General features: G+C 46.9%; 25 protein-coding genes. 7 read left to right on the top strand and 18 right to left on the bottom strand.

The annotated features are described in order from the left end of the window. Positions 1-16: 16 nt before the first annotated feature. Positions 17-1126, bottom strand: coding sequence for a multidrug transporter subunit MdtE (mdtE, locus tag BGE37_RS22855; RefSeq protein ID WP_311023917.1), 1110 nt, complete (start codon positions 1124-1126; stop codon positions 17-19). Positions 1127-1233: 107 nt separating this feature from the next. Between mdtE and BGE37_RS22850 the strand changes: the two genes are divergently transcribed. Beyond that, on the top strand, positions 1234-1512 hold the full coding sequence (locus BGE37_RS22850) for a hypothetical protein (protein WP_001205315.1): 279 nt from the start codon (positions 1234-1236) through the stop codon (positions 1510-1512). Here BGE37_RS22850 and gadE read toward each other — a convergent pair whose 3' ends face one another. Further along, complete coding sequence (gene gadE / locus BGE37_RS22845; RefSeq protein WP_000576690.1) at positions 1513-2040, bottom strand: acid resistance transcriptional activator GadE; 528 nt, start codon at positions 2038-2040, stop codon at positions 1513-1515. Between the two features lie 798 nt (positions 2041-2838). Continuing rightward, entirely contained in the window at positions 2839-3411 is a 573-nt protein-coding gene (gene hdeD / locus BGE37_RS22840) for an acid-resistance protein HdeD (RefSeq protein WP_000965671.1), read from the bottom strand. A gap of 254 nt (positions 3412-3665) precedes the next feature. Here hdeD and hdeA point away from each other — a divergent pair, with 254 nt between their 5' ends. The 3 genes from hdeA (at position 3666) to BGE37_RS22825 (ending at position 5151) form a co-directional block, all read left to right on the top strand. After that, a complete protein-coding gene (hdeA, locus tag BGE37_RS22835; RefSeq protein ID WP_000756553.1) occupies positions 3666-3998 on the top strand; it encodes an acid-activated periplasmic chaperone HdeA in 333 nt (110 codons plus the stop codon). A 115-nt stretch (positions 3999-4113) separates the two neighbouring features. Then, positions 4114-4440, top strand: a complete 327-nt coding sequence (gene hdeB / locus BGE37_RS22830) for an acid-activated periplasmic chaperone HdeB (protein ID WP_001298717.1) — start codon at positions 4114-4116, stop codon at positions 4438-4440. A 63-nt stretch (positions 4441-4503) separates the two neighbouring features. After that, on the top strand, positions 4504-5151 hold the full coding sequence (locus BGE37_RS22825) for an MgtC/SapB family protein (protein ID WP_001296814.1): 648 nt from the start codon (positions 4504-4506) through the stop codon (positions 5149-5151). A 51-nt stretch (positions 5152-5202) separates the two neighbouring features. On the opposite strand, the gene BGE37_RS22820 is transcribed toward BGE37_RS22825, so the two are convergent. Genes BGE37_RS22820 through shuT form a run of 6 tightly spaced genes read right to left on the bottom strand, consistent with a single transcriptional unit; the run spans position 5203 to position 10412 of the window. Continuing rightward, complete coding sequence (locus BGE37_RS22820) at positions 5203-5973, bottom strand: heme ABC transporter ATP-binding protein (protein WP_000622316.1); 771 nt, start codon at positions 5971-5973, stop codon at positions 5203-5205. Next, positions 5970-6962 (bottom strand): FecCD family ABC transporter permease, encoded by a 993-nt coding sequence (shuU, locus tag BGE37_RS22815; protein WP_206748511.1) that lies wholly within the window; start codon positions 6960-6962, stop codon positions 5970-5972. The genes BGE37_RS22820 and shuU overlap by 4 nt, the downstream gene beginning before the upstream one ends. A gap of 48 nt (positions 6963-7010) precedes the next feature. Next, a complete protein-coding gene (chuY, locus tag BGE37_RS22810) occupies positions 7011-7634 on the bottom strand; it encodes an anaerobilin reductase (RefSeq protein ID WP_000189351.1) in 624 nt (207 codons plus the stop codon). Next, positions 7634-8128, bottom strand: coding sequence for a heme utilization cystosolic carrier protein HutX (hutX, locus tag BGE37_RS22805; protein ID WP_032185377.1), 495 nt, complete (start codon positions 8126-8128; stop codon positions 7634-7636). The genes chuY and hutX overlap by 1 nt, the downstream gene beginning before the upstream one ends. Positions 8129-8140: 12 nt before the next feature. Further along, positions 8141-9478 carry a heme anaerobic degradation radical SAM methyltransferase ChuW/HutW gene (gene hutW, locus BGE37_RS22800; protein ID WP_105288477.1) on the bottom strand — a complete coding sequence of 446 codons (1338 nt, stop codon included), beginning with the start codon at positions 9476-9478 and terminating at the stop codon, positions 8141-8143. A gap of 19 nt (positions 9479-9497) precedes the next feature. After that, on the bottom strand, positions 9498-10412 hold the full coding sequence (shuT, locus tag BGE37_RS22795) for a heme ABC transporter substrate-binding protein ShuT (RefSeq protein WP_123057349.1): 915 nt from the start codon (positions 10410-10412) through the stop codon (positions 9498-9500). Positions 10413-11095: 683 nt separating this feature from the next. Between shuT and chuA the strand changes: the two genes are divergently transcribed. Beyond that, positions 11096-13078, top strand: coding sequence for a TonB-dependent heme/hemoglobin receptor ChuA/ShuA (chuA, locus tag BGE37_RS22785; RefSeq protein WP_105288475.1), 1983 nt, complete (start codon positions 11096-11098; stop codon positions 13076-13078). Positions 13079-13126: 48 nt separating this feature from the next. Next, complete coding sequence (gene chuS / locus BGE37_RS22780; RefSeq protein WP_032185374.1) at positions 13127-14155, top strand: hematinate-forming heme oxygenase ChuS; 1029 nt, start codon at positions 13127-13129, stop codon at positions 14153-14155. 60 nt (positions 14156-14215) lie between these two features. Here the strand turns inward: chuS and BGE37_RS22775 are convergent, their stop codons facing one another. From BGE37_RS22775 to BGE37_RS25365, 7 genes are all read right to left on the bottom strand, one after another. After that, positions 14216-14746 carry a helix-turn-helix transcriptional regulator gene (locus tag BGE37_RS22775; protein ID WP_000478615.1) on the bottom strand — a complete coding sequence of 177 codons (531 nt, stop codon included), beginning with the start codon at positions 14744-14746 and terminating at the stop codon, positions 14216-14218. Positions 14747-14901: 155 nt separating this feature from the next. Beyond that, positions 14902-15468: an outer membrane lipoprotein Slp gene (gene slp / locus BGE37_RS22765; RefSeq protein ID WP_001057453.1), complete on the bottom strand. Its 567-nt coding sequence runs from the start codon at positions 15466-15468 to the stop codon at positions 14902-14904. A gap of 244 nt (positions 15469-15712) precedes the next feature. Beyond that, positions 15713-16945 carry a hypothetical protein gene (locus BGE37_RS22760; protein ID WP_105288474.1) on the bottom strand — a complete coding sequence of 411 codons (1233 nt, stop codon included), beginning with the start codon at positions 16943-16945 and terminating at the stop codon, positions 15713-15715. A 545-nt stretch (positions 16946-17490) separates the two neighbouring features. Further along, positions 17491-17916 (bottom strand): glutaredoxin-dependent arsenate reductase, encoded by a 426-nt coding sequence (arsC, locus tag BGE37_RS22755; protein WP_088542108.1) that lies wholly within the window; start codon positions 17914-17916, stop codon positions 17491-17493. Positions 17917-17928: 12 nt separating this feature from the next. Next, on the bottom strand, positions 17929-19218 hold the full coding sequence (arsB, locus tag BGE37_RS22750; protein ID WP_105288473.1) for an arsenite/antimonite:H(+) antiporter ArsB: 1290 nt from the start codon (positions 19216-19218) through the stop codon (positions 17929-17931). A 54-nt stretch (positions 19219-19272) separates the two neighbouring features. After that, positions 19273-19626: an As(III)-sensing metalloregulatory transcriptional repressor ArsR gene (arsR, locus tag BGE37_RS22745; protein ID WP_000008961.1), complete on the bottom strand. Its 354-nt coding sequence runs from the start codon at positions 19624-19626 to the stop codon at positions 19273-19275. A 245-nt stretch (positions 19627-19871) separates the two neighbouring features. Further along, a complete protein-coding gene (locus BGE37_RS25365; RefSeq protein ID WP_162754263.1) occupies positions 19872-20210 on the bottom strand; it encodes a hypothetical protein in 339 nt (112 codons plus the stop codon). A gap of 157 nt (positions 20211-20367) precedes the next feature. Here BGE37_RS25365 and dinQ point away from each other — a divergent pair, with 157 nt between their 5' ends. After that, entirely contained in the window at positions 20368-20451 is an 84-nt protein-coding gene (gene dinQ, locus BGE37_RS22730) for a damage-inducible type I toxin DinQ (RefSeq protein ID WP_001295215.1), read from the top strand. Between the two features lie 53 nt (positions 20452-20504). Here dinQ and gorA read toward each other — a convergent pair whose 3' ends face one another. Next, positions 20505-21857, bottom strand: coding sequence for a glutathione-disulfide reductase (gene gorA / locus BGE37_RS22725; RefSeq protein WP_000160799.1), 1353 nt, complete (start codon positions 21855-21857; stop codon positions 20505-20507). Between the two features lie 71 nt (positions 21858-21928). Then, on the bottom strand, positions 21929-22771 hold the full coding sequence (gene rlmJ, locus BGE37_RS22720) for a 23S rRNA (adenine(2030)-N(6))-methyltransferase (protein WP_001353598.1): 843 nt from the start codon (positions 22769-22771) through the stop codon (positions 21929-21931). Positions 22772-22870: the final 99 nt, after the last annotated feature.

The raw sequence follows: 22870 nt of genomic DNA, 5'->3' as shown, positions 1-22870 counted from the left end.
CCTTAAGCCTGCAACGTTATTGTTTCGATTCGGTGCTGGCGTTTTCCTGGCTGGAGGAAATTGCACGTGCTTTGATACCCGGATGAATACGTTGCAAACCGGAAACGATCACCCGATCGCCAGCCTGCAAGCCAGAGGTGACAACCCACTGGTCGCCGATGGCTTTGCTGGCTTCAATTTCGCGTAGCTGCACAACATCGTCTTTATCCAGAATGAGCGCCGTTGCTTTACCCTGGGCGTTGTGGGTGACGCCTTCCTGCGGCACCAGTAATACATTCTGGCGGCTACCTTCATCCACTAATGCCGTGACATACATACCTGGCAGCAAGTCACCATTTGGGTTGGGGAAAATCGCCCGTAACGTCACGGAGCCCGTGGTTTCATCCACCGTCGGGTCGGAGAATTTCAGCGTGCCGGTCTGGCTGTAACGTTTACCATTTTCCAGATTGAGCTGTACTGGCGTACTGCCCTGAACCTGTTTGATTTGTCCACTGGCGACCTCTTCTTTCATGCGCAAAAAATCCTGCACCGACTGCGTGAGATCGACATAAATCGGGTCCAGACGTTGCACGGTAACCAGTGAATCGGCTTGATTAGCGGTAACGAGTGCGCCGACGGTCACCGACGATTTCCCGCTGACGCCCGTAATCGGCGAGGTGACATTCGCGTATTGCAGATTGATCGTCGCCTGTTCAACAGCCGCTTTGGCGACGGTGACATTGGCTTCTGCTTCATTCAGCTGGGTGCGCGCGGTGTCGTAATCCTGACGGCTAACGTAGTTGGTCTTCAGCAATGATGCCTGGCGGTTAAAGGTGATGCGGGCATTGCTGGCGGTTGAGAGTGCTTTCGCCAACGAGCCTTTGGCGGAGTTTAGATCGGCCTGTAAAGGCGCAGGATCAATCTGATACAGCGAATCGCCCTGGTTCACTTTATCGCCTTCGATAAAGTTGCGTTTAATGATAATACCGCCCACCTGAGGGCGTATCTCGGCAACTTCATAAGGAACGGTTCTACCAGGCAATTCGCTCAACACATTGACCGAACCGGGGGAGAGTGTGACGACACCGACCTCAGGCGTCATGGCGGCGGCGTTTTCCGTCGATTTGTCATCGCAGGCGGTGAGCATCGCGCCGCAGAATAACAACGGTATTAACAGTTTTCTTCTTCTGTTCATTTTAGTCCCTGAAAATTCTTGAGATATAACGGTTCTTTAAATTGCGCGCGAGGAGAGGTATGAGGGATTTACAGACCAGCGGCATAGTGGGGTTGTCAGCCAGTAAGATGGGATGCAAGCACAGTGATCGACATGGTGAGGTCAACGACAAAAAAAATGTTGCCGTTCTGCCAACAGTTCCTGCCAGCATTCGGGCAACGAAGGGTTCTACTGGTGGATACACATACCAGGGGAATAAAGTCGTTTTCGCCTCTCCTTTAGTCATCACCGGGGATAATGAAATCAGCATCTGCATCCCTCTTCATGCCTGCCATCATTTTCAGTTAATTATGTCCTGACTAAAAATAAGATGTGATACCCAGGGTGACGATGTCGCTCATACGTCTTAGTTTCAGCTTGTACATAATGTTGAATTTCTGAATCTTTAATGTTTGTTGCGAAATATTGAGCGTTGACGTGATATTGCTTTCGTTTTTGTTTTTCAGAATCAGCTGCATAATTTTGAACTGATTATGTGAAAAACATAATTGTGAATTCTTATGGGGCAAGTGTTTACCATAAGTAATCTCAAGAAGATTTTTGATACTTTCTTTGCGGCTGACAAAATAAATAGGCGCTTTAGCTTTTAGTTTACTGATGTGATAAGGTGCCAAAACAATAATTCTCTCGGCGTCTAATTTCTCCAGAAATTTAATCGCTTCTTCATCAAGGATATGGTTGTGATAGGTATCAATGATAACCTTGAAGGGTTTATTACCTACTTTTTTGATCTCTGACAGGGAATTGATTTTTATCATTTCGTGATTATCTTTCAACTGCCAAAAGCCCTGTAAAAGAAAAGAATCTTTCGTCATGAGAAAAATCATAACTTGCTCCTTAGCCGTTATCGTTTCGAACATGTCATCCTTTTCATTATTTACATCCCTGTCCGAATCGTTGTTCAATATAGTAAACGCCTATAAGAACCTTGCCCTTCGTGAACTAATACGTCTATTAACACTAATCAATACTTCAGATTTATCCATCACGCACTCCATATATTGATCCTAAGTAAAATTCCTGGTTGTTATCAGATTGTAAACTGCAAACAAAAAATTAACGTTTGCGGATTACTGCCCAAGAATAAGTTATCAATAACCAGTTTGTGATCTCTGAAGAATATTACTAAAGTTAAAATGTAATCCGATTTAAATATCGAGTCTCCTTGTTTCGACTTAAGCTGGCAATTGGATTGCCAGCTTTCTTTTAACGCATTGAAATTACCTGAGTAAATAACTCATTCATGTCTTCAGGTTTTTATATAGCGTCTGGAGACACGGATATTTATGCAATGTAATCAACGCCAGTTGCAAAAAAATGAACCCGGATTACTTATTTAACCGCCCATAGCATCAACGTTTACGGAACTCTTTGTTCACTTTCCCACAGCACTTTTAAAACATTAAACCTGACTACGGAAAATATCAGCCATGATAATGTTTGAAATGGCTAATTTGCCATGCAATGAAAAAAATCAGATAAAATTCAGTAGGTTGAAATACTCATCAGCAGGTAATTATTTCAATGATAGCGCGCAATTGATCTAAAATGCTGTGTAGCGGAGAGAGTATTAATTGGATCATAGTCACATCAAGTGACTATGATCCAGGTGGCAATAGGGATAATTATTGCTTTTTAACAAACAAACTGGCGAAGCTGAACAGGCTAGCGGCGCTAAATATCAGTTCAATTCCCACTAGTGTGGAAACCAGCGTTACAGAAACCATCGGCGTAGCACCAAGGAATATCCAGGCAATGACGATATCCAGCACACCAATAACGAGCTGTAGCCAACTGCCTTTCATTGAACGCTGACGATACCAACTCATCAGGCGAATAACCCCTGCCACACAGAACAAACCGGCAATAAATGCCGCAATGGCAAAAATGCCCAGCTCTGGTGCGCGGATGAAGAAATAGCCGATCAATAAATAGGCGACTGCGACGAGGAAACCGGATAATACCGGCCAGAAATTATGACTGCGGTTGCTGAATAACCCGACAATAAGCGCAATACCCGAGCAGATTAATAATGCACCCACTACTGTGCTTAAAATATCGCCAGAGACGAACGGAAAACTGATACACAGCAACCCGACGATAAACAGCAGCACGGCAATAAACTGGATTGCTCTGCGATGTTTTTTAAGCATCTCCAGATCAAACTTCAAAATTGTTGCCTTATCTATATATAACATAGAACCACCCTATAAAATTAAGAAGAAAATCCCCTGCTATCAATCTATGCCAAAAACGCGTCTAAGAATGCAGTCGATTTAATAAAAATTTCCTAATTACAGTATCAGATGCATCTGTAACTCATTGTATTAAAATAAAAATATCTGATTTTGATATTTTCCATCAACATGACATATACAGAAAACCAGGTTATAACCTCAGTGTCGAAATTAATTCGTGACGGCTCTTTCACTTTATAGTTGAGGATATTACGATGAAAAAAGTATTAGGCGTTATTCTTGGTGGTCTGCTTCTTCTGCCAGTGGTGAGCAATGCAGCGGATGCACAAAAAGCAGCTGATAACAAAAAACCGGTCAACACCTGGACCTGTGAAGATTTTCTGGCTGTGGACGAATCCTTCCAGCCAACTGCAGTTGGTTTTGCTGAAGCACTGAACAATAAAGATAAACCAGAAGATGCGGTTTTAGATGTTCAGGGTATTGCAACCGTAACCCCAGCGATCGTTCAGGCTTGTACTCAGGATAAACAAGCCAACTTTAAAGATAAAGTTAAAAGCGAATGGGACAAAGTTAAGAAAGATATGTAATTCCGGGAATACGTTACATCGTACTTCCTTGCATATTGAACAGGTAGGAATACCTTCTTCAAAAGCAGCTATTCCTTCTGTTCATATTTAATCTCTATATTGAATGGGTTACAAAATGAATATTTCATCTCTCCGTAAAGCGTTTATTTTTATGGGCGCTGTAGCGGCTTTGTCACTGGTGAACGCACAATCTGCGCTGGCAGCCAATGAATCCGCTAAAGATATGACTTGCCAGGAATTTATTGATCTGAATCCAAAAGCAATGACACCGGTTGCGTGGTGGATGCTGCATGAAGAAACAGTTTATAAAGGTGGTGATACTGTTACTTTAAATGAAACCGATCTTACTCAAATTCCTAAAGTGATCGAATACTGCAAAAAAAATCCGCAGAAAAATTTGTATACTTTCAAAAATCAAGCATCTAATGACTTGCCGAATTAATGGGGCACAAGTAAAAAGGAGTAGCAAGTTGAGCCATCTTGCTGCTCCTTTTTGCATTTTTATATGACAGCAGAATTTATTATACGTCTTATACTCGCAGCAATTGCCTGTGGCGCTATTGGCATGGAAAGGCAAATGCGCGGCAAAGGAGCAGGGTTACGCACACATGTATTAATTGGCATGGGAAGCGCCCTGTTTATGATTGTTTCGAAATATGGTTTTGCTGACGTGCTGTCTTTAGATCACGTCGGACTGGACCCCAGCCGTATTGCTGCTCAGGTGGTGACGGGCGTCGGGTTTATCGGTGCAGGTAACATTCTCGTTCGTAACCAAAATATTGTAGGTCTGACGACGGCAGCGGATATCTGGGTGACCGCCGCCATTGGTATGGTTATTGGTAGCGGTATGTACGAACTGGGCATTTATGGTTCAGTGATGACCTTACTGGTGCTGGAAGTCTTCCATCAATTAACCTTCCGCCTGATGAATAAAAATTACCATTTACAGCTGACATTAGTGAACGGTAATACGGTATCAATGCTCGACTGGTTTAAGCAGCAAAAAATAAAAACGGATTTAGTTTCGTTGCAGGAAAATGAAGATCATGAAGTGGTCGCCATTGATATCCAGCTTCATGCCACGACGTCGATAGAAGATCTGTTGCGATTATTAAAAGGTATGGCAGGGGTGAAAGGCGTTTCAATTAGCTAATCTATATAGTTATTTATTCGCAGGAGTACCAGAGCGGTACTCCTGTTGGTTTTAATGATCGAGGACGATCAGTGGTGAATGGTTGGCAGGATCTTTAAGTACGGTAATATCCGCGCCGTAGAGCATTGTCAGCGCCTGCTGTGTCAATACGTCCTGCGGTTTACCATTTGCGATAACCTTTCCTTTTTGCATTAATACAACACGGTCTGCATAACGCGCGGCAAGATTTAGATCGTGCAATACGCAGCAAACATTGAACTGCCGTTCGTGAACTAGCTGGCGTAATAAACGAAACAAGTGCTGCTGATGGTGAATATCCAGCGCCGAAGTTGGTTCATCAAGAAATAACCATTTCGGTGAGGGAGTTGGTTCCCAGAGTTGCACCAGCAGGCGCGCTAATTGCACGCGCTGTTGTTCACCACCGGATAATTGCCGATAGTCGCGGTTTGCTAACGCCTGACAGTCACATAACGCCATTATTTGTGCTGTTTCATTATCCTGATTACCAGTACGATGCGGATGCCGCCCCATCTGGATAACTTCTTGTACGCTGAATGGAAACGCCATGTGGCTATTTTGACGCATCACGGCCCGGTGTTTCGCCAGTTCAGTAATCGACCATTCATTTAATGGCTTATTAAACAACCGACATTCGCCGCTATCAGGTTGAAGATAGCCGGTTAACTGGCGAAGCAGCGTAGATTTTCCCGCACCATTAGGGCCGAGAATGGCAACAATTTCCCCACCGGGAAAAGTCAGCGAGACATTATCAGTCAGACGCCGCCCCTGAAGGCTATAAACCAGATTCTGGGCGCTGATCATGTGATCCTCCGGTTGCGCAGAATCAACCACATAAAATAAGGGCCACCAAGCAGGCTGGTTAATAATCCCACGGGCATTTCTGCTGGCTGTACCAGTGTGCGGGCAAGCGTGTCTGCCATCAGCAATAAACAGGCTCCGGCGAGGGCGGAGCAAGGGATTAGCCAGCGGTGATTTGCCCCGGTAGTCATACGAATCAGATGCGGGATCACCAGGCCAATAAAGCCGATAATGCCGCTTACCGATACGGCGGCACCAACGAGCAGTGAGCTCACTAACAATAATTGCTGGCGTTTACGCTTAACGTTCACGCCGAGGTAGTGGGCTTCTTCATCACCGAGCTGCAGTAAATTCAGCGTTCCGGCGAGACAAGTTGTTGCAATAATGGCCGGTAGGATGAATGAACTGGCAACCAATAACGTCGGCCATTGCGCCTGTCCAAGATTGCCCATCATCCACAATGTGAGTTGTCGTAGCTGCTGCTCATCGCCGATATAGCTCAGGATGCCGATCGCTGCGCCGCACAGGGCATTGATGGCGATACCGGCGAGTAATAATTGCATCATGCTGCCATCGCGATGGCGCTGCGTGATGAGAAAAATGATGGTGCAGACCACTAAACTTCCGGCAATGGCAAACACCATTTGCTCATAGAGCACCAGCACCACTGGGAAGGAAAAGGGCAGCACAATAGCAACGCCAACCATTAATGCAGAACCGCTACTGACGCCGAGTAATCCAGGGTCAGCCATTGGGTTGCGAAAAAGCCCCTGCATAATTACCCCGGCGGTTGCCAACGCTGCACCTACCAGCACCGCCAGCAAAACCCGTGGTAGACGAATATTGAGCCAGATATCGCGGTATTCCTCATCAAAAAGGGCATCAAAACTGATCTTTAACGCTCCCTGACTGGCACCGAACAGCACCAGAGCTAGCAATAATAGTGATAGCCCCATAAAGACCCTGGCGGAAAAGAGTGAATCCTTGAGCACGCAAAACTCCGTTACGACATTACGGCGCGGAGATTCCGCGCCGGGGGATCACGCCGGTTTCAGGTCCGGTTCAATCAGACTGTAGACCTGCTGGTTAAGTGCTGGCGCATTTGCCAGTTCATGGATATGTGCGGCGACATCGGCGCGGTTAACAAAACCATGACACTCCTGATTTTGTATCCGTTGTGCTTTGCCCGTTGCCGCACCATCAAGCAGACCGCCAGGGCGGAGAATGGCGTAATCAAGTTGGCTGGTTTGCAACCAGCTTTCCGCCAGCGTTTTTTCCCGTACCGCCTGACCAAACGCAGCCTTTGCCCGCTCCGATAAAAACGGCCAGCTATCGCCACATCCCAAAGAGGTCACCAGAATCATGCGACTGATGCCGGCCTTTTCGGCCTCATCAATCACTGTTCTGTGTGCCAGATAATCCTGAGCTCCGCCCATTGTTGAGATGATAAGCGCATCCGGGCCAGCTGCGCGGCAAGCAGCCGCGACTACGCTGGCATCACAGGCGTCGCCTGTAAAAACCTGTACGCCTTGTTGCGCCAGTTTCGTGGCGGCATCAGCATGACGAATGACAGCAACGACCGGACGTTGTTCCGCCAGCGCCAGTTCAAGCGTTCTGGCACCCACACCTTTTCCGCCTGCGCCAAAGAGTAGCCACGGCGTCATCAGGCGTGTTCCTTTAACGATGCTGCCAGAGCATGGAAGGCGCTGACTTGTTCGCTCAGGAGCTGACGATGGTCATCCCTGCCGAGGAAGATTTTCAGCATTGCGCTGCCTTCTTTGTTGAAAAAGAGAATGGATGCGGTGTCCATGCCCATAAATTTACGTTCGATCAAGGCAATATGTGTGCAGTTTTCTGCTTTGATATGCCCGGACATGCCGTGCTTTCCGCGTAGGTTGAAATAGCCGTGGCGATGGAAACCCGAAGGCAGTTCGCCGCTAAATTCGAGGATTACATCGGCAGTATGTACTAACGTGGTGACGTTGCCCCATTCGCAGACGGTATCCCAGACAGTATCGAATTTATCGCCTGACACTACGGTAGAGGAGGGTAGATTTCTCACTACTTCCAGCAGTGTGGTGTTGTATTGTTCGGCTACCACCTCCAGCGTACCGTCCGGCTCCGTTTTCAAAAATTCTTGTAACGAGACATGGCTCATAAATCACTCCTGTTATGGTTTTTCACGCACAATCGTTGGCGCATTAAGTACCTGAATTAGTTCATTAAGAGACTGCAAAATATTGCTTGCCCAGAAACGACCTTCATTAGTCAGCCGCAGGCAAGTTGAAGCATCGCGGCTTAAGCCTTTTTGGTGCCATTGAGCCAGTAACGGCGCGAGTTTTTCGGCATGTGGCGTAAGTTCATCCAGCGGTACACGCGCTGTTTCAACACCTGACTGCAAGGTATGACGCCATTGCGCATTACGTTCGGCGTTACGCATGATCATCATCAGCGGTTTTTTGCCTGCCGCGACGGATTCATGCCAGGTCTGAAGACTGCGTTCGTTCATCCAGGAGTAACCATTAATCGAACCGCCGGCTCCGGAACCAAAGGCCAGACAATCGGCACCTTGTTTAATCAGCAAGTTATAGAGATTGCGTTCGCGTGTGGTACGGCCCCAGTGGCTGTTACTGATACAGCGCCAACCAGCTTCGTCCATGAAGTCACACCCTTGCAGATAAAGATCGCGTCGTTCTGCCGGAGAGGGCACGGTAGTACGCCCATTTTCCACGGCTTTGCCCAGCGGTGTATTGGGCAGGACATTGAGCGCATAGAGATCGACGCCGTCGAGACCGATATCGCGGGCAATAGTCAGATCTTCTCCCCAGGTTTGCGCATCCTGACCCGGCAGGCCAAACAGAAGGTCACAGACCACCGCAGCACGGTCGCGTTTGACCAGGCTTTCCATAAACGCAATGGCGGTTGGGCCATCCGAGGTGCGGGCCATTTTCTTACGGATTTTGCTGTTAAACGACTGAATACCAATTGAGAAGCGGTTTGCTCCTGCATCAAGGCAAGCATCGATTCGCTCAGCGTCAAAATTCAGTACCCGGCCTTCGATAGTGATTTCACAATCAGGGGCCAGTGGCAGCTTTTCTCGTAATGTGGTGATAATTCTGGCCAAATCGTGTGCCGAAAGCGCGGAAGGCGTGCCACCACCGAAATAGACCGCGTGGATGGGGGCAGACTGATGCAATACGCTGTCCGCTTCCATTTCTATTTCACGAATCAGGGCGTCGGTATAATGAGCACACGCATCTTCATTAAAACGGTTCTGATAAAAACCACAAAACGTGCAGTGTGTTGCACAAAAAGGAATGTGTAGATAAACCAGTCGCTTACGTGGTGATACCGTTTGATTGAGCATCTCTTGCCAGGTCTGTGCCAGTTGCTCTTTGGCAACTGGAATGGCCCCACGAAACGGCATCATGGCGCGCCTGTCTTTAAATGGCTGATCACCGTCTAAAGCAAAATGTGGCGTGAGATCCAGGGTGTTATTTGTGTTCATTCGTCTGATTTAAATCCATTTATTGCGGCCAAAGCTGCTGGTGTAAAGACTCAACGACATCAGCAATACGCGGACCCATTCCCAGAATCAGGTTTTGATCAACGGTGATAATGCGCTGGTTTTTCCATGCGGCAGTGTGGGTAATTCCGGCAATAGAACGTAGCCGGTTAATATCGCCATCGACCATTTGTGAGGTTACGACAATCACTTCTGGATTAGCCGCAATCAGTGATTCTGCACTGTAGCTTTTGTACTGCTGGTGGGTTGCGACGTTTTCTGCTCCGGCAAGCGAAAGAATGGCGTCCGCGACGCTGCCTTTACCGGCAACCTGTGGCGCACTTCCGCCTGCGGAGAGAATAAACATGGCTTTAACCGGGGCTTTTTTGGCCGCCACGTTTTGCTGTACTCGCTCCAGGCGTTGGTTGATCTGTGTCACCAGCGCCTCGCCTTGTTCAGGAACCTGTAGCGTTTTTGCCAGTTGGCGAATGTTGGCGTACATCTGCTCAAGGGTGGCAGGCACACGCGGCAGGGTGACGACGTTGACTTTCTGCGCTCGTAGTTGGTCGAGCACAATTTGTGGCCCGGCATCCTGCCAGGTAATTACGCTATCCGGGCGAAGTGACAAAATGCCTTCGCTGCTGAGTTGTTTCCAGTAGCCAATATGCGGCAGTTTGGCGGTTTCTGGTGGATAAGATGTCGTTTCATCGACACCAACCACGCGTTCGCCAGCGCCCATCGCGTAGATTAGCTCCGTCAGCGATCCTCCTGCGACCACGATACGTTCGGCAGCCGTTACGCTAAAAGCCCAGCTAAGAGCCAGTACTGCCGTAAACAATTTTTTTCGTTTTACCGCGGTCTTCGCGGCAGAGGCCACGGCTGAAATACATAACGTCAGTGGGGAAAAAAGAAACGGCCTGGTGGTGATCCTTGGCATAATATGAGAACTCTTATCAAATTGAGAATGATCATGATTATCATTTGAGTTATATATGAAATACAACCGTCGATTCAATACGCAAGGCGTTACAAGCGTATTTATTTTTGATTTTTATCAAGATACTTCGTCAGCTAACGTTCTTGTTACCGACTAAATTTCAGCGCGGGAAAAAGCTGAGAACCCAGAGATATCGCGGCTTGCAGAGCAAAGAGAAGAGAAAATTATCACTGTTAACGACAAAGTTTAGTGATGAGGTCATGGGGGAATAACCATAAAAACAAAGTGGTTTCCAGGGCGCAGGATAGGTTTCATAACCCCCTGTTTATTGTGTTAATGGCGGTTAAAAAAAAGCTTGATCATAAAAAATTGATCGATAATAATTCTCATTATCACGTTCGCGCTTAACAAAACACGACCATATGGATAACAAAACCATAGCATTTGCAAGGGATAACGCACAGCGCTCTTCACTCCTGATGGGGCATATCGTTTTGCCTGATAAAGAGGGCGTGCTTTTGCGTATTTGCCGAGATACCAGGCAATTTCATGGGATATAAACGCCTGTAAACTCACCCGGCGAATATTATCGCTCTGAATTTTAAATAAATTTATTTCTCGCAAGCCACCCCGGTATTAACCCAGGCAGCCAGCATTTTTTATTTTCCTCATGGAGAATCGCTATGTCACGTCCGCAATTTACCTCGTTGCGTTTGAGTTTGTTGGCTTTGGCTGTTTCTGCCACCTTGCCAACGTTTGCTTTTGCTACTGAAACCATGACCGTTACGGCAACGGGGAATGCCCGTAGTTCCTTCGAAGCGCCTATGATGGTCAGCGTCATCGACACTTCCGCTCCTGAAAATCAAACGGCTACTTCAGCCACCGATCTGCTGCGTCATGTTCCTGGAATTACTCTTGATGGTACCGGACGAACCAACGGTCAGGATGTAAATATGCGTGGCTATGATCATCGCGGCGTGCTGGTTCTTGTCGATGGTGTTCGCCAGGGAACGGATACCGGACACCTGAATGGTACTTTTCTCGATCCGGCGCTGATCAAGCGTGTTGAGATTGTTCGCGGACCTTCAGCATTACTGTATGGCAGTGGCGCGCTGGGTGGGGTGATCTCCTACGATACGGTCGATGCAAAAGATTTATTGCAGGAAGGACAAAGTAGTGGTTTTCGTGTCTTTGGTACTGGTGGCACGGGGGACCATAGCCTGGGATTAGGCGCGAGCGCGTTTGGGCGAACTGAAAATCTGGATGGTATTGTGGCCTGGTCCAGTCGCGATCGGGGTGATTTACGCCAGAGCAATGGTGAAACCGCGCCGAATGACGAGTCCATTAATAACATGCTGGCGAAAGGGACCTGGCAAATTGATTCAGCCCAGTCTCTGAGCGGATTAGTGCGTTATTACAACAACGACGCGCGTGAACCAAAAAATCCGCAGACCGTTGAGGCTTCTGAAAACAGCAACCCGATGGTTGATCGTTCAACAATTCAACGCGATGCGCAGCTTTCTTATAAACTCGCCCCGCAGGGCAACGACTGGTTAAATGCAGATGCAAAAATTTACTGGTCGGAAGTCCGTATTAATGCGCAAAACACGGGGAGTTCCGGCGAGTATCGTGAACAGATAACAAAAGGAGCCAGGCTGGAGAACCGTTCCACTCTATTTGCCGACAGTTTCGCTTCTCACTTACTGACATATGGCGGTGAGTATTATCGTCAGGAACAACATCCGGGCGGCGCGACGACGGGCTTCCCGCAAGCAAAAATCGATTTTAGCTCCGGCTGGCTACAGGATGAGATCACCTTACGCGATCTGCCGATTACTCTGCTTGGCGGAACCCGCTATGACAGTTATCGCGGTAGCAGCGACGGCTACAAAGATGTTGATGCCGACAAATGGTCATCTCGTGCGGGGATGACTATCAACCCGACCAACTGGCTGATGTTATTTGGCTCATATGCCCAGGCATTCCGCGCCCCGACGATGGGCGAAATGTATAACGATTCTAAGCACTTCTCGATTGGTCGCTTCTATACCAACTATTGGGTGCCAAACCCGAACTTACGTCCGGAAACTAACGAAACTCAGGAGTACGGTTTTGGGCTGCGTTTTGATGACCTGATGTTGTCCAATGATGCCCTGGAATTTAAAGCCAGCTACTTTGATACCAAAGCGAAGGATTACATCTCCACGACTGTCGATTTCGCGGCGGCGACAACTATGTCGTATAACGTCCCGAACGCCAAAATCTGGGGCTGGGATGTGATGACGAAATATACCACTGATCTGTTTAGCCTTGATGTGGCCTATAACCGTACCCGCGGCAAAGACACCGATACCGGGGAATATATTTCCAGTATTAACCCGGATACCGTTACCAGCACCCTGAATATTCCGATCGCTCACAGTGGCTTCTCTGTTGGTTGGGTCGGTACGTTTGCCGATCGCTCAACACATATCAGCAGCAGTTACAGCAAACAACCTGGCTATGGTGTGAATGATTTCTACGTCAGTTATCAAGGGCAGCAGGCGCTCAAAGGTATGACCACTACTCTGGTATTGGGCAACGCCTTCGACAAAGAGTACTGGTCGCCGCAAGGCATCCCACAGGATGGTCGTAACGGAAAAATTTTCGTGAGTTATCAATGGTAATCATCTGCCCCGATATTTCGGGGCATTTATCTGGAAGGAAGAGAGACAATGAACCACTACACACGCTGGCTTGAGTTAAAAGAACAAAATCCCGGAAAGTACGCGCGTGACATCGCAGGTTTAATGAATATTAGCGAAGCAGAACTGGCATTTGCGCGCGTCACGCACGATGCGTGGCGGATGTGCGGCGATATCCGTGACATTCTGGCGGCGCTCGAAAGTGTTGGCGAGACCAAATGTATTTGTCGTAATGAATATGCAGTCCATGAGCAAGTTGGTGCGTTCACAAACCAGCATTTAAACGGACATGCCGGATTGATCCTCAATCCGCGCGCGCTGGATTTGCGTCTGTTTCTCAATCAATGGGCCAGTGTTTTCCACATCAAAGAAAATACGACTCGTGGCGAACGCCAGAGTATTCAGTTCTTTGATCATCAGGGCGATGCATTACTAAAAGTTTATGCCACCGACAATACCGATATGGCGGCATGGAGTGAGCTTCTGGCACGGTTTATCACCGATGAGAATACGCCGCTTGAGTTAAAAGCCGTTGATGCGCCAGTTGTTCAAACGCGAGCCGATGCCAGTGTGGTCGAGCAAGAGTGGCGGGCGATGACCGACGTTCATCAGTTTTTTACGTTGCTCAAGCGCCACAACCTGACGCGCCAACAGGCGTTCAATTTGGTGGCAGATGATTTGGCCTGCAAAGTATCCAACAGTGCGTTGGCGCAAATTCTTGAATCTGCACAGCAGGATGGCAATGAAATCATGGTGTTTGTTGGCAACCGTGGCTGCGTACAGATTTTCACTGGCGTGGTAGAAAAAGTGGTGCCAATGAAAGGTTGGCTGAATATTTTTAACCCGACGTTTACTCTTCATCTATTAGAAGAGAGCATTGCTGAAACCTGGGTAACCCGTAAACCTGCTAGTGACGGTTATGTGACCAGTCTGGAATTGTTTGCCCATGATGGTACGCAGATAGCGCAACTTTATGGTCAACGTACAGAAGGCGAACAGGAGCAAGCGCAATGGCGTAAGCAAATTGCTTCGCTGATACCGGAAGGCGTTACTGCATAACGTATAATTAAAGGGAGGTCTGGCTATTTATTGCTGGGCCTCTTTATATTAATCAATCGATCACACCAGATAATCAATATGCTGATGGCGTACCAACTCATTGATCCGCTTAAGATTGAGGATCATCATGATATTGTGTTTATGGCAGTAGAACGTTTTTAGCGATATTTTCAGTTTCTCCAGAATATCTTCCGTTGTCATTTGATTCGCAATGCAGCTCAGAACCTGATGCTGCTTGCGCGAAAGGGACACATCCGCTTCAGGCACAGAGCAGTAACTGCCATTGATGAGTGCGACAAAGTCGATGATGGTGATAGTTCGCGGAACAAAGGTCACCGGTACTTTCCCCAGGCAGCGTTTAATATTAAAGGGAGAGAAAATAATCACATGGACAGGTTTTAATCGTTCAATCTGAGTGAGCAAATTAGAATGAAATACATTATTCATTAATGTATCAATAATGACGAAGGCATGCTGATGCAACATTACGTCGATCTCTTCTTCGTTCTGTATATGAACGACATTACCTTTGCTCAGAATGTTTTTCATCGCAGTGAAGAACATCGTATCCCTGGTAATTATAAGAAACATAACCGACTCCTGGTGCGGACATTAACTTTATAATCAGTTTGCCAAAGGTAATTAACAGGACAGGGCTTATAATAATAATAGTTAGCTGGCTGTGTATTAATTTAATGTAATGCATGATGCAGATGCTGAGAAAGCATCTGCATCTCTCGGTGGTGTTATTTGACCAGCTCAGGTGTTACTTGACTCACCGCATTGGTGTAGTAAGGCGCGCCCCAGCCCGGTTCCGGCCAGAATGCACCATAGCCGTAATCCCACAGGTTATAGGTGGTATTAACCACTTCTCTCAAATGCCACACCTGGATTCCCTGCATATTCACTTCCAGGAAGTTATACGGGACTTTATTGATAAAGCCAGGTTGTTCACCCTGAATGGTACCGAGGATGGTAACAAAGTGATTACGATAGTTCACTGGATCAAGGAAGCCGCTTTGTCTGGCGAGCAGTCGGCCCTGATAGTTGGCTTCAATATCAGGCTTCGCATAGCTATCCAACGGTAATACAGCGATTTCTAACAACGTATCCGTTTTGCCATTGATAACGTTGATAACCTTCCCGCCAAAGCGCGCTTGTTGACCAACATATAACCCCGGCTGGTTATGAACAGCAACAAAACTTTTTTGGATATCAGGTTGGTTATTGCCTTTGATATTTTGCGGAATTGAACTACATGCGGCAAGCAAAAATGAAAGGCTGAGGATGAGTGCACCTTTTGTCATGTTCATGTTACTATCCTTATCAACAAATATTAAAACCATAATAGATATTTCTTTATAGTTTTCATCTGATTCTGAGGCGATATGCCTGATAGTAACGTAAACCTGTCTGATGTTTATATCCCTTCAATTCAATTTAGATAATTATGGGGCGTGACATGAGTATGACATCGCCCCATGATATTAGCGACATATTTTAAAAATACTTAAAATATATTTTTATTCATTAGTTATAAAGTGCTAATGTTCAAAATTATGGTATTATATTCTGGTAATGCTTCGATAAGCGAATTCTTTTACCAGTTGGTAATTTTATTTCCACCCCGTAATTTATATCTTTTTCATTAGGTAGTGGCCTCTTTAAATAATGACTGTGCGATATTTTTTCGAGTTGAAGCGTCCTGTATTTAAAAGCATTGAATTCATCTTTAGACATTGTTGCCCATTTTTTAATTTTATTGTATAGGTGGTCTGTCGTAACAATTTGAAGTTGCTCGTAACATTCCTTTTGGAATTCTTGCTGATATTTTAATATATCTTTAAATGTAAGGTTTTTTACCTTTGTCTTTAAAAGTTGTATTATCGTTGAAGCAATTTCAGATTTTGCTCGCAAAGATTCATCATTTATAGTCAACAGTGTTGAAAACAATCCATCAATTTGTTTGTCAAGGTACTGATCATAGTTATGTAATTTTTGGATGGGATGTTTTTTATGTAAAAAAATAGTATTTAATAAATTTGCGTCAGTGAAATCTATATTGAGCAAATCTTCATAATAAAATTTTGACAAGGTCAGAACGAGCCCTGACATGTCTTGTCCTGTCATATTGAAATTAATAAAGTCACATCCAGAAAATACATTCATCCTGTTTTCATTTTCACTATGCGCAACATACAATTTGGCCAGTTTCAGATACAAGCTTTGAATGTCTTTTATCTCAGATGGTAAGTCTGCTCGTTGCCCAGCGAAAATGTTATTATCTGAGCAAACAGTTTGGATGCTGAATGTTTTAGGGATTTCCTCTTCTATGAGAATTCTTGTTGTGATTGGTCTGTTGGGTGTTGGATTAACGACTACAATGATTTGACATTCAGAATCTTTATCTTCTTGGTATATAATTTTATTTATCTGATTAAATATTGTTTGCGTCTGTTGCGTGAGTGGCTTTGAATCTATCGATTCAATGTTATTAATAATATTCACAAGTTGATCTACAACTCGTGAATATTCTGCATCTGTAAATGGGGGGATTGTGTGGCACTCATTAATTTGTTGTGATTGTTTTTGCACAAAATATAATTGTTCAGGATGGTTTTCTTCACCTGGGAATGAGAAATTAATGAGTTGTTTTTCGCTATTATCATAAGGGCGCTTTGAAGTCTCCGGGGCTTTAACATCATTAAATATTTTGTCAGTATTTATAGTACAATTATAAATATCACCATTATATATATTTATTATACCAGGGGTAAAATCAATTGACATAACATTCCTTATTGATCATCTTTTTTGCAAAATTTTTAGTTAATATGATAATTAGAGATATGAAATGATTTCCTTCAATGCAGCTATAAATACGATGCGACATATCTTCCTGATATAATTATCTTTAACTTCCATTTTATTTCTATGTGGTAATGTTTGAGTATAAAAAGGCAGTGATAGTATCGTAAAATAATGCGCTAGCAACTATCAAAAAACGCTCATTTTAAAAGGTTATGATATGCTTTGAAGGTGTATGAGGTGAAATTTTAGTGATCTTTTTTAAGTGTAGCAATAAAATTGGTTAAGCTGTATTGAAATTATTTAAAGAAGTGTTGCATTAGTATCTGAAATTTTTCCTTTAAAAGGGAGGATGAGACAAAAATGCGCAGCTTCGGCGCTAAAAATTCTTTAGTTTGATTTTGTTAACTTTAAAATAGCATCTGAGTCATATAGCTATACCTAAAATAACCGTCATAAATGCCACTTAGCAAAACAGATGGCGAAGGAGCCACGAAGAACAAATAAGGGGGCATATCCCCCTTTAGTTATTTCAGGCGTTTACCCGCTTCATCAACCACTTTCTCGCCATCTTCCTTGGTGAACGCGCCTTGTTGCGCATCTGGCAGAATTTCCAGCACGACTTCTGAAGGGCGGCACAGGCGAGTTCCCAGCGACGTCACTACAATCGGGCGATTAATCAGAATCGGGTGCTGAAGCATAAAGTCGATTAACCGATCGTCAGTAAATTTATCTTCTGCAAGGCCCAGTTCCTCATACGGCTCAACGTTTTTACGCAACAGCGCACGAACGGAAATCCCCATATCGGCAATGAGCTTGACCAGTTCATCGCGCGTTGGCGGTGTTTCCAGATAATAGATAATGGTCGGTTCTGTACCGCTGTTGCGGATCATCTCCAGCGTATTACGCGACGTGCCGCAGGCCGGGTTGTGATAAATAGTAATGTTGCTCATATCAGTATCTCATTACGATGTGAAAGAGAGACGAAGCGCCAGCGCGGTAAGCGTCACAAACAGCACCGGCAGGGTCATGATAATCCCTGTACGGAAGTAATATCCCCAGCTGATAGTCATATTCTTCTGCGAAAGTACGTGCAGCCAGAGTAGCGTTGCCAGGCTACCAATCGGTGTAATTTTCGGCCCCAAATCGCAGCCAATCACGTTGGCATAAACCATCGCTTCTTTTATGACACCAGACGCCGTGCTGCCATCAATGGACAACGCGCCAACCAGTACCGTCGGCATATTGTTCATAATAGAAGAGAGGAACGCAGTGAGGAATCCGGTACCGAGCGTCGCGGCCCACAGGCCGTTATCCGCCAGCACGTTGAGTACGTCAGAAAGATATTCCGTGAGTCCGGCATTGCGCAGGCCGTAAACCACCAGATACATGCCGAGCGAGAAGATGACAATCTGCCAGGGAGCACCGCGCAGCACTTTACCCGTATTAATCGCATGACCGCGTTTAGCGACGGCAAATAATATCAGCGCGCCTACTGCCGCAATGGCGCTTACCGGAATGCCGAGCGGTTCCAGGACGAAAAATCCCACCAGCAGAAGCAGTAAAACAACCCAGCCAGTTTTGAACGTCGCAGGATCTTTAATCGCATCTGCGGGAGATTTTAGCAGCGCCATGTCGTAGTTCTGCGGAATATCTTTGCGGAAATAGAGATGCAACATCACCAGGGTAGCCAGTATTGCAGCGATATCCACCGGCACCATCACCGAGGCATATTCGCGAAAACCAAGGCCAAAGAAATCTGCTGAAACGATATTCACCAGGTTAGAGACAATAAGCGGCAGGCTGGCGGTATCGGCAATGAATCCGGCCGCCATAACAAACGCCAGCGTAGTGCCTTTGCTGAACCCTAAAGCCAGCAGCATGGCGATGACAATCGGCGTCAAAATAAGCGCCGCGCCATCATTGGCAAACAGGGCCGCAACGGTAGCACCGAGCAGGACAATCCAGGTAAACAGCAAGCGACCGCGCCCATTGCCCCAGCGTGAGACGTGCAGCGCCGCCCATTCAAAAAAGCCGGACTCATCCAGCAGCAAGCTGATGATAATGACGGCTATAAACGCAGCCGTCGCGTTCCAGACGATATTCCACACCACCGGAATATCGCCCGGATGGACCACGCCCGTCATTAATGCCAGTACCGCACCGAGCGTAGCACTCCAGCCGATACCTAAACCTTTCGGCTGCCAGATAACCAATACGATGGTCAGGACAAAGATAGCGCCCGCCAGTAACATCATGCCTCCTGGATAAAACACATTCGAATATTCATATGTGTTTAGATAAATTTTTTAACTACAAATATTCTTACTGTCTGCGGAACAATTTTGTCTGGCGAGGTTACGGACAATCACCTGAACCTTTTCCTGTTCGCATCGCCAGGCCTGCTCAATAATTTTCGCCGCCCATGCTGGAATATGCGGCGATAAACGGTAATGAACCCACTTTCCTTGCTTGCGGTCCAGCAATAGCCCACTTTCACGCAGTAATGCCAGATGGCGGGAGATCTTGGGCTGCGACTGATCGAGGGCAGTGCAGAGATCGCAGACGCATAACTCACCCAGTTCGCTGAGCAGTAAAACGATGCCCAGACGGGTTTCATCGGCAAGAATTTTGAAGAGTTGGATGGGTAACAGAAATGACATATTACGCTCCTGATTGTTGCACTTAGTGTCTCTCTTCGAAGCGGATAAGTCAAAAACATATATGACTTAACGAATATGTAAGTGTAGAGAAAGGTATAGGTGTGAATTAAGCGTTGGGTGTTCATTTGAAAGGAAGTCTGAATCAGGATGTAAAAAAACCGACTTTGCGTCGGTTTTTTACTCTTCAGCCAGAGTTGGTGGCTCTGGCTGGAGTGAGAATGCCCACATCTAACGGTTCAATACTATTAGCCAGTGGCTAACATTGCAAGCGTTAGCGATTTCTTCAGCTGGCGAAGGGACAGTTTGCTATACATGGTGGTGAAAGAGGATTGATATACTTTCATCGGGTCGCTGCCGTACCAAGCCTTGTCCGAATCCGGACGTAAAAAAACCGACTTCGCGTCGGTTTTTTTACTCTTCAGCCCAGAGTTGGTGGCTCTGGCTGGAGTGAGATAGCCATCATCTAACACATCAATGCTAATACCATACTGAAACCATTGCAAGGACATGCTGGTTTTATAACCCGCAAGTACTGTATGATTATCCAGTTGGCTCTGAGGCATTTTCACTCTGGCAATGCGCATAAACGCTTTCAAAGTCCTGATCAGTGGTACGGGTGGTGCCGTTAACTGATGCTCTGGCAGGAGTGAGATTGCCCACATCTAACAATGAGGCATGCGCCGTGACAGGCAGTGGATGAGTAAGCGGATGCATTCTCACTCCATCGCATGGAGAAAACGGGTGATTGATAAAGCAATCATCGTTCTTGGGGCGTTAATTGCGCTGCTGGAACTGATCCGCTTCCTGCTTCAGCTTCTGAACTGATAGCGGAAACGTAACTAAGGGCAAAGAGCACACCACTCTTTGCCCTTTAACATTTAACGCATGGTAACGAACTCTTCTGCCGCCGTTGGGTGAATGGCGACGGTATTGTCGAAGTCTTTTTTGGTTGCGCCCATCTTCAGCGCCACTGCGAAGCCCTGCAACATTTCGTCCATACCAAAACCAATGCCGTGAATACCGACAATCTTCTCTTCTGGTCCAACGCACACCAGCTTCATGCGGCACGGCTGGCGGTGCGTGGTGACGGCGGTATACATCGCGGTGAAAGAGGATTTATACACTTTCACCTGATCGTCGCCGTACTGCTCGCGCGCCTGCGGCTCTGTTAAACCAACAGTACCAATCGGCGGATGACTGAAGACCACGGTCGGAATGTTGCTGTAATCCAGATGCTCATCCGGCTTGTTATTAAACAGGCGTTCAGAGAGGCGGCGGCCTGCTGCAACTGCCACCGGTGTCAGTTCCACTGCGCCCGTGTTATCGCCCACCGCGTAAATACCTTCAACGTTGGTATTTTGATATTTATCGACGACGATATAGCCTTTTTCGTTAGTTTTAACGCCAGCGGCTTCCAGGTTGATGTTGTCATTGGCAGGTTCGCGACCAATCGCCCAAATCAGGCAATCCACCGTTTCACTGCGACCATCTTCCAGCTCCAGCGTCAGGCTGCCATCGGCATTTTTCACTACCGCTTTCGGGATGGCGTTGGTGTGCAACTGCGGACCTTCGGCGTTCATCACTTCGACCAGCGTTTCAGAGAGCATCGGGTCGAAGCTGCGCAGCGGCGCATGTTTACGAACAAACAGATGCGTTTTCGCGCCGAGGCCGTTAATCACGCCCGCCAGTTCAACGGCAATGTAACCTGCGCCAACAACCGCCACGCGCTCTGGCAAAGCAGGCAGGGCGAAGAAGCCATCGGAATCAATACCGTATTCCACGCCCGGAATATCCGGGTGGCTCGGGCGACCGCCGGTGGCGATCAGGATATGATCGGCCGTGATGGTTTCGCCGTTTACTTCAATTGTTTTGGCATCAACGAAGCGGGCAAAGCCTTTGATTACATCAACGTTATTTTTACCGAGCACGTTTTCATAGGAGGTATGAATACGGTCGATATAGGCGGTACGGCTGGCGATCAACGTTTCCCAGTTGAACTTATTGATGGTGGTATCGAAACCATAATCCGGGCCGTACATGTGGATCGCTTCACGGATTTGCGCCGCGTGCCACATCACTTTTTTCGGCACGCAGCCAACATTCACGCAGGTGCCGCCCAGTTCTTTGGCTTCAATCAGCGCGCATTTCTGACCGTACATAGCCGCGCGGTTGATGGAGGCGATACCGCCGCTGCCGCCGCCGATGGCGATGTAATCATAGTGTTTAGTCATGACATATTGTCCTTATCGTTGATTACCGCGATTGTAGCGCGAGACGTAATAGGTGCCAGCGATGGCTGCAATTACTCTGGCACGATCCAGCTTACGGTGGCATGCCCGGTGCCAGCCGGAACCAGTTTGCTGTGCAACCACGGCAACACGTTATTCATCTGCTGTTCCAGCTTCCACGGCGGGTTAATCACAATCATGCCGGAAGCGGTCATGCCACGGCGATCGCTGTCTGGCAGTACCGCCAGTTCAATTTGCATAATCTTGCGAATACCGGTCGCTTCCAGATCGTGGATCATGCGCTTGATTTGCTGACGCAGCACCACTGGATACCACAGCGCGTAGACGCCTGTGGCAAAACGTTTATACCCCTCGTTAATGCCGCTGACCACCGCCTGATAGTCGGTTTTCATTTCATACGGCGGGTCGATAAGGATTAAACCACGGCGAGAAACCGGCGGCAGCTTGGCTTTAAGCTGCTGGAAACCGTCGGCTTTTTCCACGCGCGCACGGCTGTCTTTCTGAAATTCAGCACGCAGCAACGGGAAATCGCTCGGGTGCAGCTCGGTCAGTTGCAGACTGTCCTGTTCACGCAGTAACTGACGGGCAATCAACGGTGAACCGGGGTAGTAACGCAACTGACCGCTACGGTTGAAGTGTTTTACCACATTGATGTACGCCTCCAGCTCCGCAGGCAGATCGTCCTGCTGCCAGATACGGGCGATACCTTCGAGATATTCGCCGGTACGCTCGGCATGTTCACTGCCTAACTGATAACGCCCCGCACCCGCGTGGGTATCCAGATAGAGAAACGGTTTATCTTTCTCTTTCAGTGACTCGATGATCAGGCTCTGAACGGTATGTTTAAGGACGTCGGCGTGGTTGCCAGCGTGAAAGCTGTGGCGATAACTGAGCATGGGTAAAGGTGTTCCGGTAAGTAAAAATCGGCCCGTATTCGGGGCGCACAAAAGCCTATCAGGACAGTATACCGAAAAGAGGCCGTCGCCGCGAAAGCG

The sequence above is a fragment of the Escherichia sp. MOD1-EC6300 genome, from assembly GCF_002965045.1.
GTDB classification, from domain to species: Bacteria; Pseudomonadota; Gammaproteobacteria; order Enterobacterales; family Enterobacteriaceae; genus Escherichia; species Escherichia coli_F.
This window is presented reverse-complemented; position numbering and strand designations above follow the sequence as displayed.

Bases quoted from the DNA above. Each gene is read 5' to 3' on its own strand.
- shuT (WP_123057349.1), bottom strand. From the start codon at position 10,412: ATGCCAAGGATCACCACCAGGCCGTTTCTTTTTTCCCCACTGACGTTA.
- gadE (WP_000576690.1), bottom strand. From the start codon at position 2,040: ATGATTTTTCTCATGACGAAAGATTCTTTTCTTTTACAGGGCTTTTGG.
- rlmJ (WP_001353598.1), bottom strand. From the start codon at position 22,771: ATGCTCAGTTATCGCCACAGCTTTCACGCTGGCAACCACGCCGACGTC.
- hutW (WP_105288477.1), bottom strand. From the start codon at position 9,478: ATGAACACAAATAACACCCTGGATCTCACGCCACATTTTGCTTTAGAC.
- arsR (WP_000008961.1), bottom strand. From the start codon at position 19,626: ATGTCATTTCTGTTACCCATCCAACTCTTCAAAATTCTTGCCGATGAA.
- BGE37_RS22825 (WP_001296814.1), top strand. From the start codon at position 4,504: ATGACAGCAGAATTTATTATACGTCTTATACTCGCAGCAATTGCCTGT.
- hdeB (WP_001298717.1), top strand. From the start codon at position 4,114: ATGAATATTTCATCTCTCCGTAAAGCGTTTATTTTTATGGGCGCTGTA.
- BGE37_RS22820 (WP_000622316.1), bottom strand. From the start codon at position 5,973: ATGATCAGCGCCCAGAATCTGGTTTATAGCCTTCAGGGGCGGCGTCTG.
- chuS (WP_032185374.1), top strand. From the start codon at position 13,127: ATGAACCACTACACACGCTGGCTTGAGTTAAAAGAACAAAATCCCGGA.
- BGE37_RS22760 (WP_105288474.1), bottom strand. From the start codon at position 16,945: ATGTCAATTGATTTTACCCCTGGTATAATAAATATATATAATGGTGAT.
- hdeD (WP_000965671.1), bottom strand. From the start codon at position 3,411: ATGTTATATATAGATAAGGCAACAATTTTGAAGTTTGATCTGGAGATG.
- BGE37_RS22850 (WP_001205315.1), top strand. From the start codon at position 1,234: ATGAGGGATTTACAGACCAGCGGCATAGTGGGGTTGTCAGCCAGTAAG.
- gorA (WP_000160799.1), bottom strand. From the start codon at position 21,857: ATGACTAAACACTATGATTACATCGCCATCGGCGGCGGCAGCGGCGGT.
- BGE37_RS22775 (WP_000478615.1), bottom strand. From the start codon at position 14,746: ATGTTTCTTATAATTACCAGGGATACGATGTTCTTCACTGCGATGAAA.
- hdeA (WP_000756553.1), top strand. From the start codon at position 3,666: ATGAAAAAAGTATTAGGCGTTATTCTTGGTGGTCTGCTTCTTCTGCCA.
- arsB (WP_105288473.1), bottom strand. From the start codon at position 19,218: ATGTTACTGGCGGGCGCTATCTTTGTCCTGACCATCGTATTGGTTATC.
- chuY (WP_000189351.1), bottom strand. From the start codon at position 7,634: ATGACGCCGTGGCTACTCTTTGGCGCAGGCGGAAAAGGTGTGGGTGCC.
- hutX (WP_032185377.1), bottom strand. From the start codon at position 8,128: ATGAGCCATGTCTCGTTACAAGAATTTTTGAAAACGGAGCCGGACGGT.
- slp (WP_001057453.1), bottom strand. From the start codon at position 15,468: ATGAACATGACAAAAGGTGCACTCATCCTCAGCCTTTCATTTTTGCTT.
- BGE37_RS25365 (WP_162754263.1), bottom strand. From the start codon at position 20,210: ATGCGCATTGCCAGAGTGAAAATGCCTCAGAGCCAACTGGATAATCAT.
- arsC (WP_088542108.1), bottom strand. From the start codon at position 17,916: ATGAGCAACATTACTATTTATCACAACCCGGCCTGCGGCACGTCGCGT.
- mdtE (WP_311023917.1), bottom strand. From the start codon at position 1,126: ATGCTCACCGCCTGCGATGACAAATCGACGGAAAACGCCGCCGCCATG.
- chuA (WP_105288475.1), top strand. From the start codon at position 11,096: ATGTCACGTCCGCAATTTACCTCGTTGCGTTTGAGTTTGTTGGCTTTG.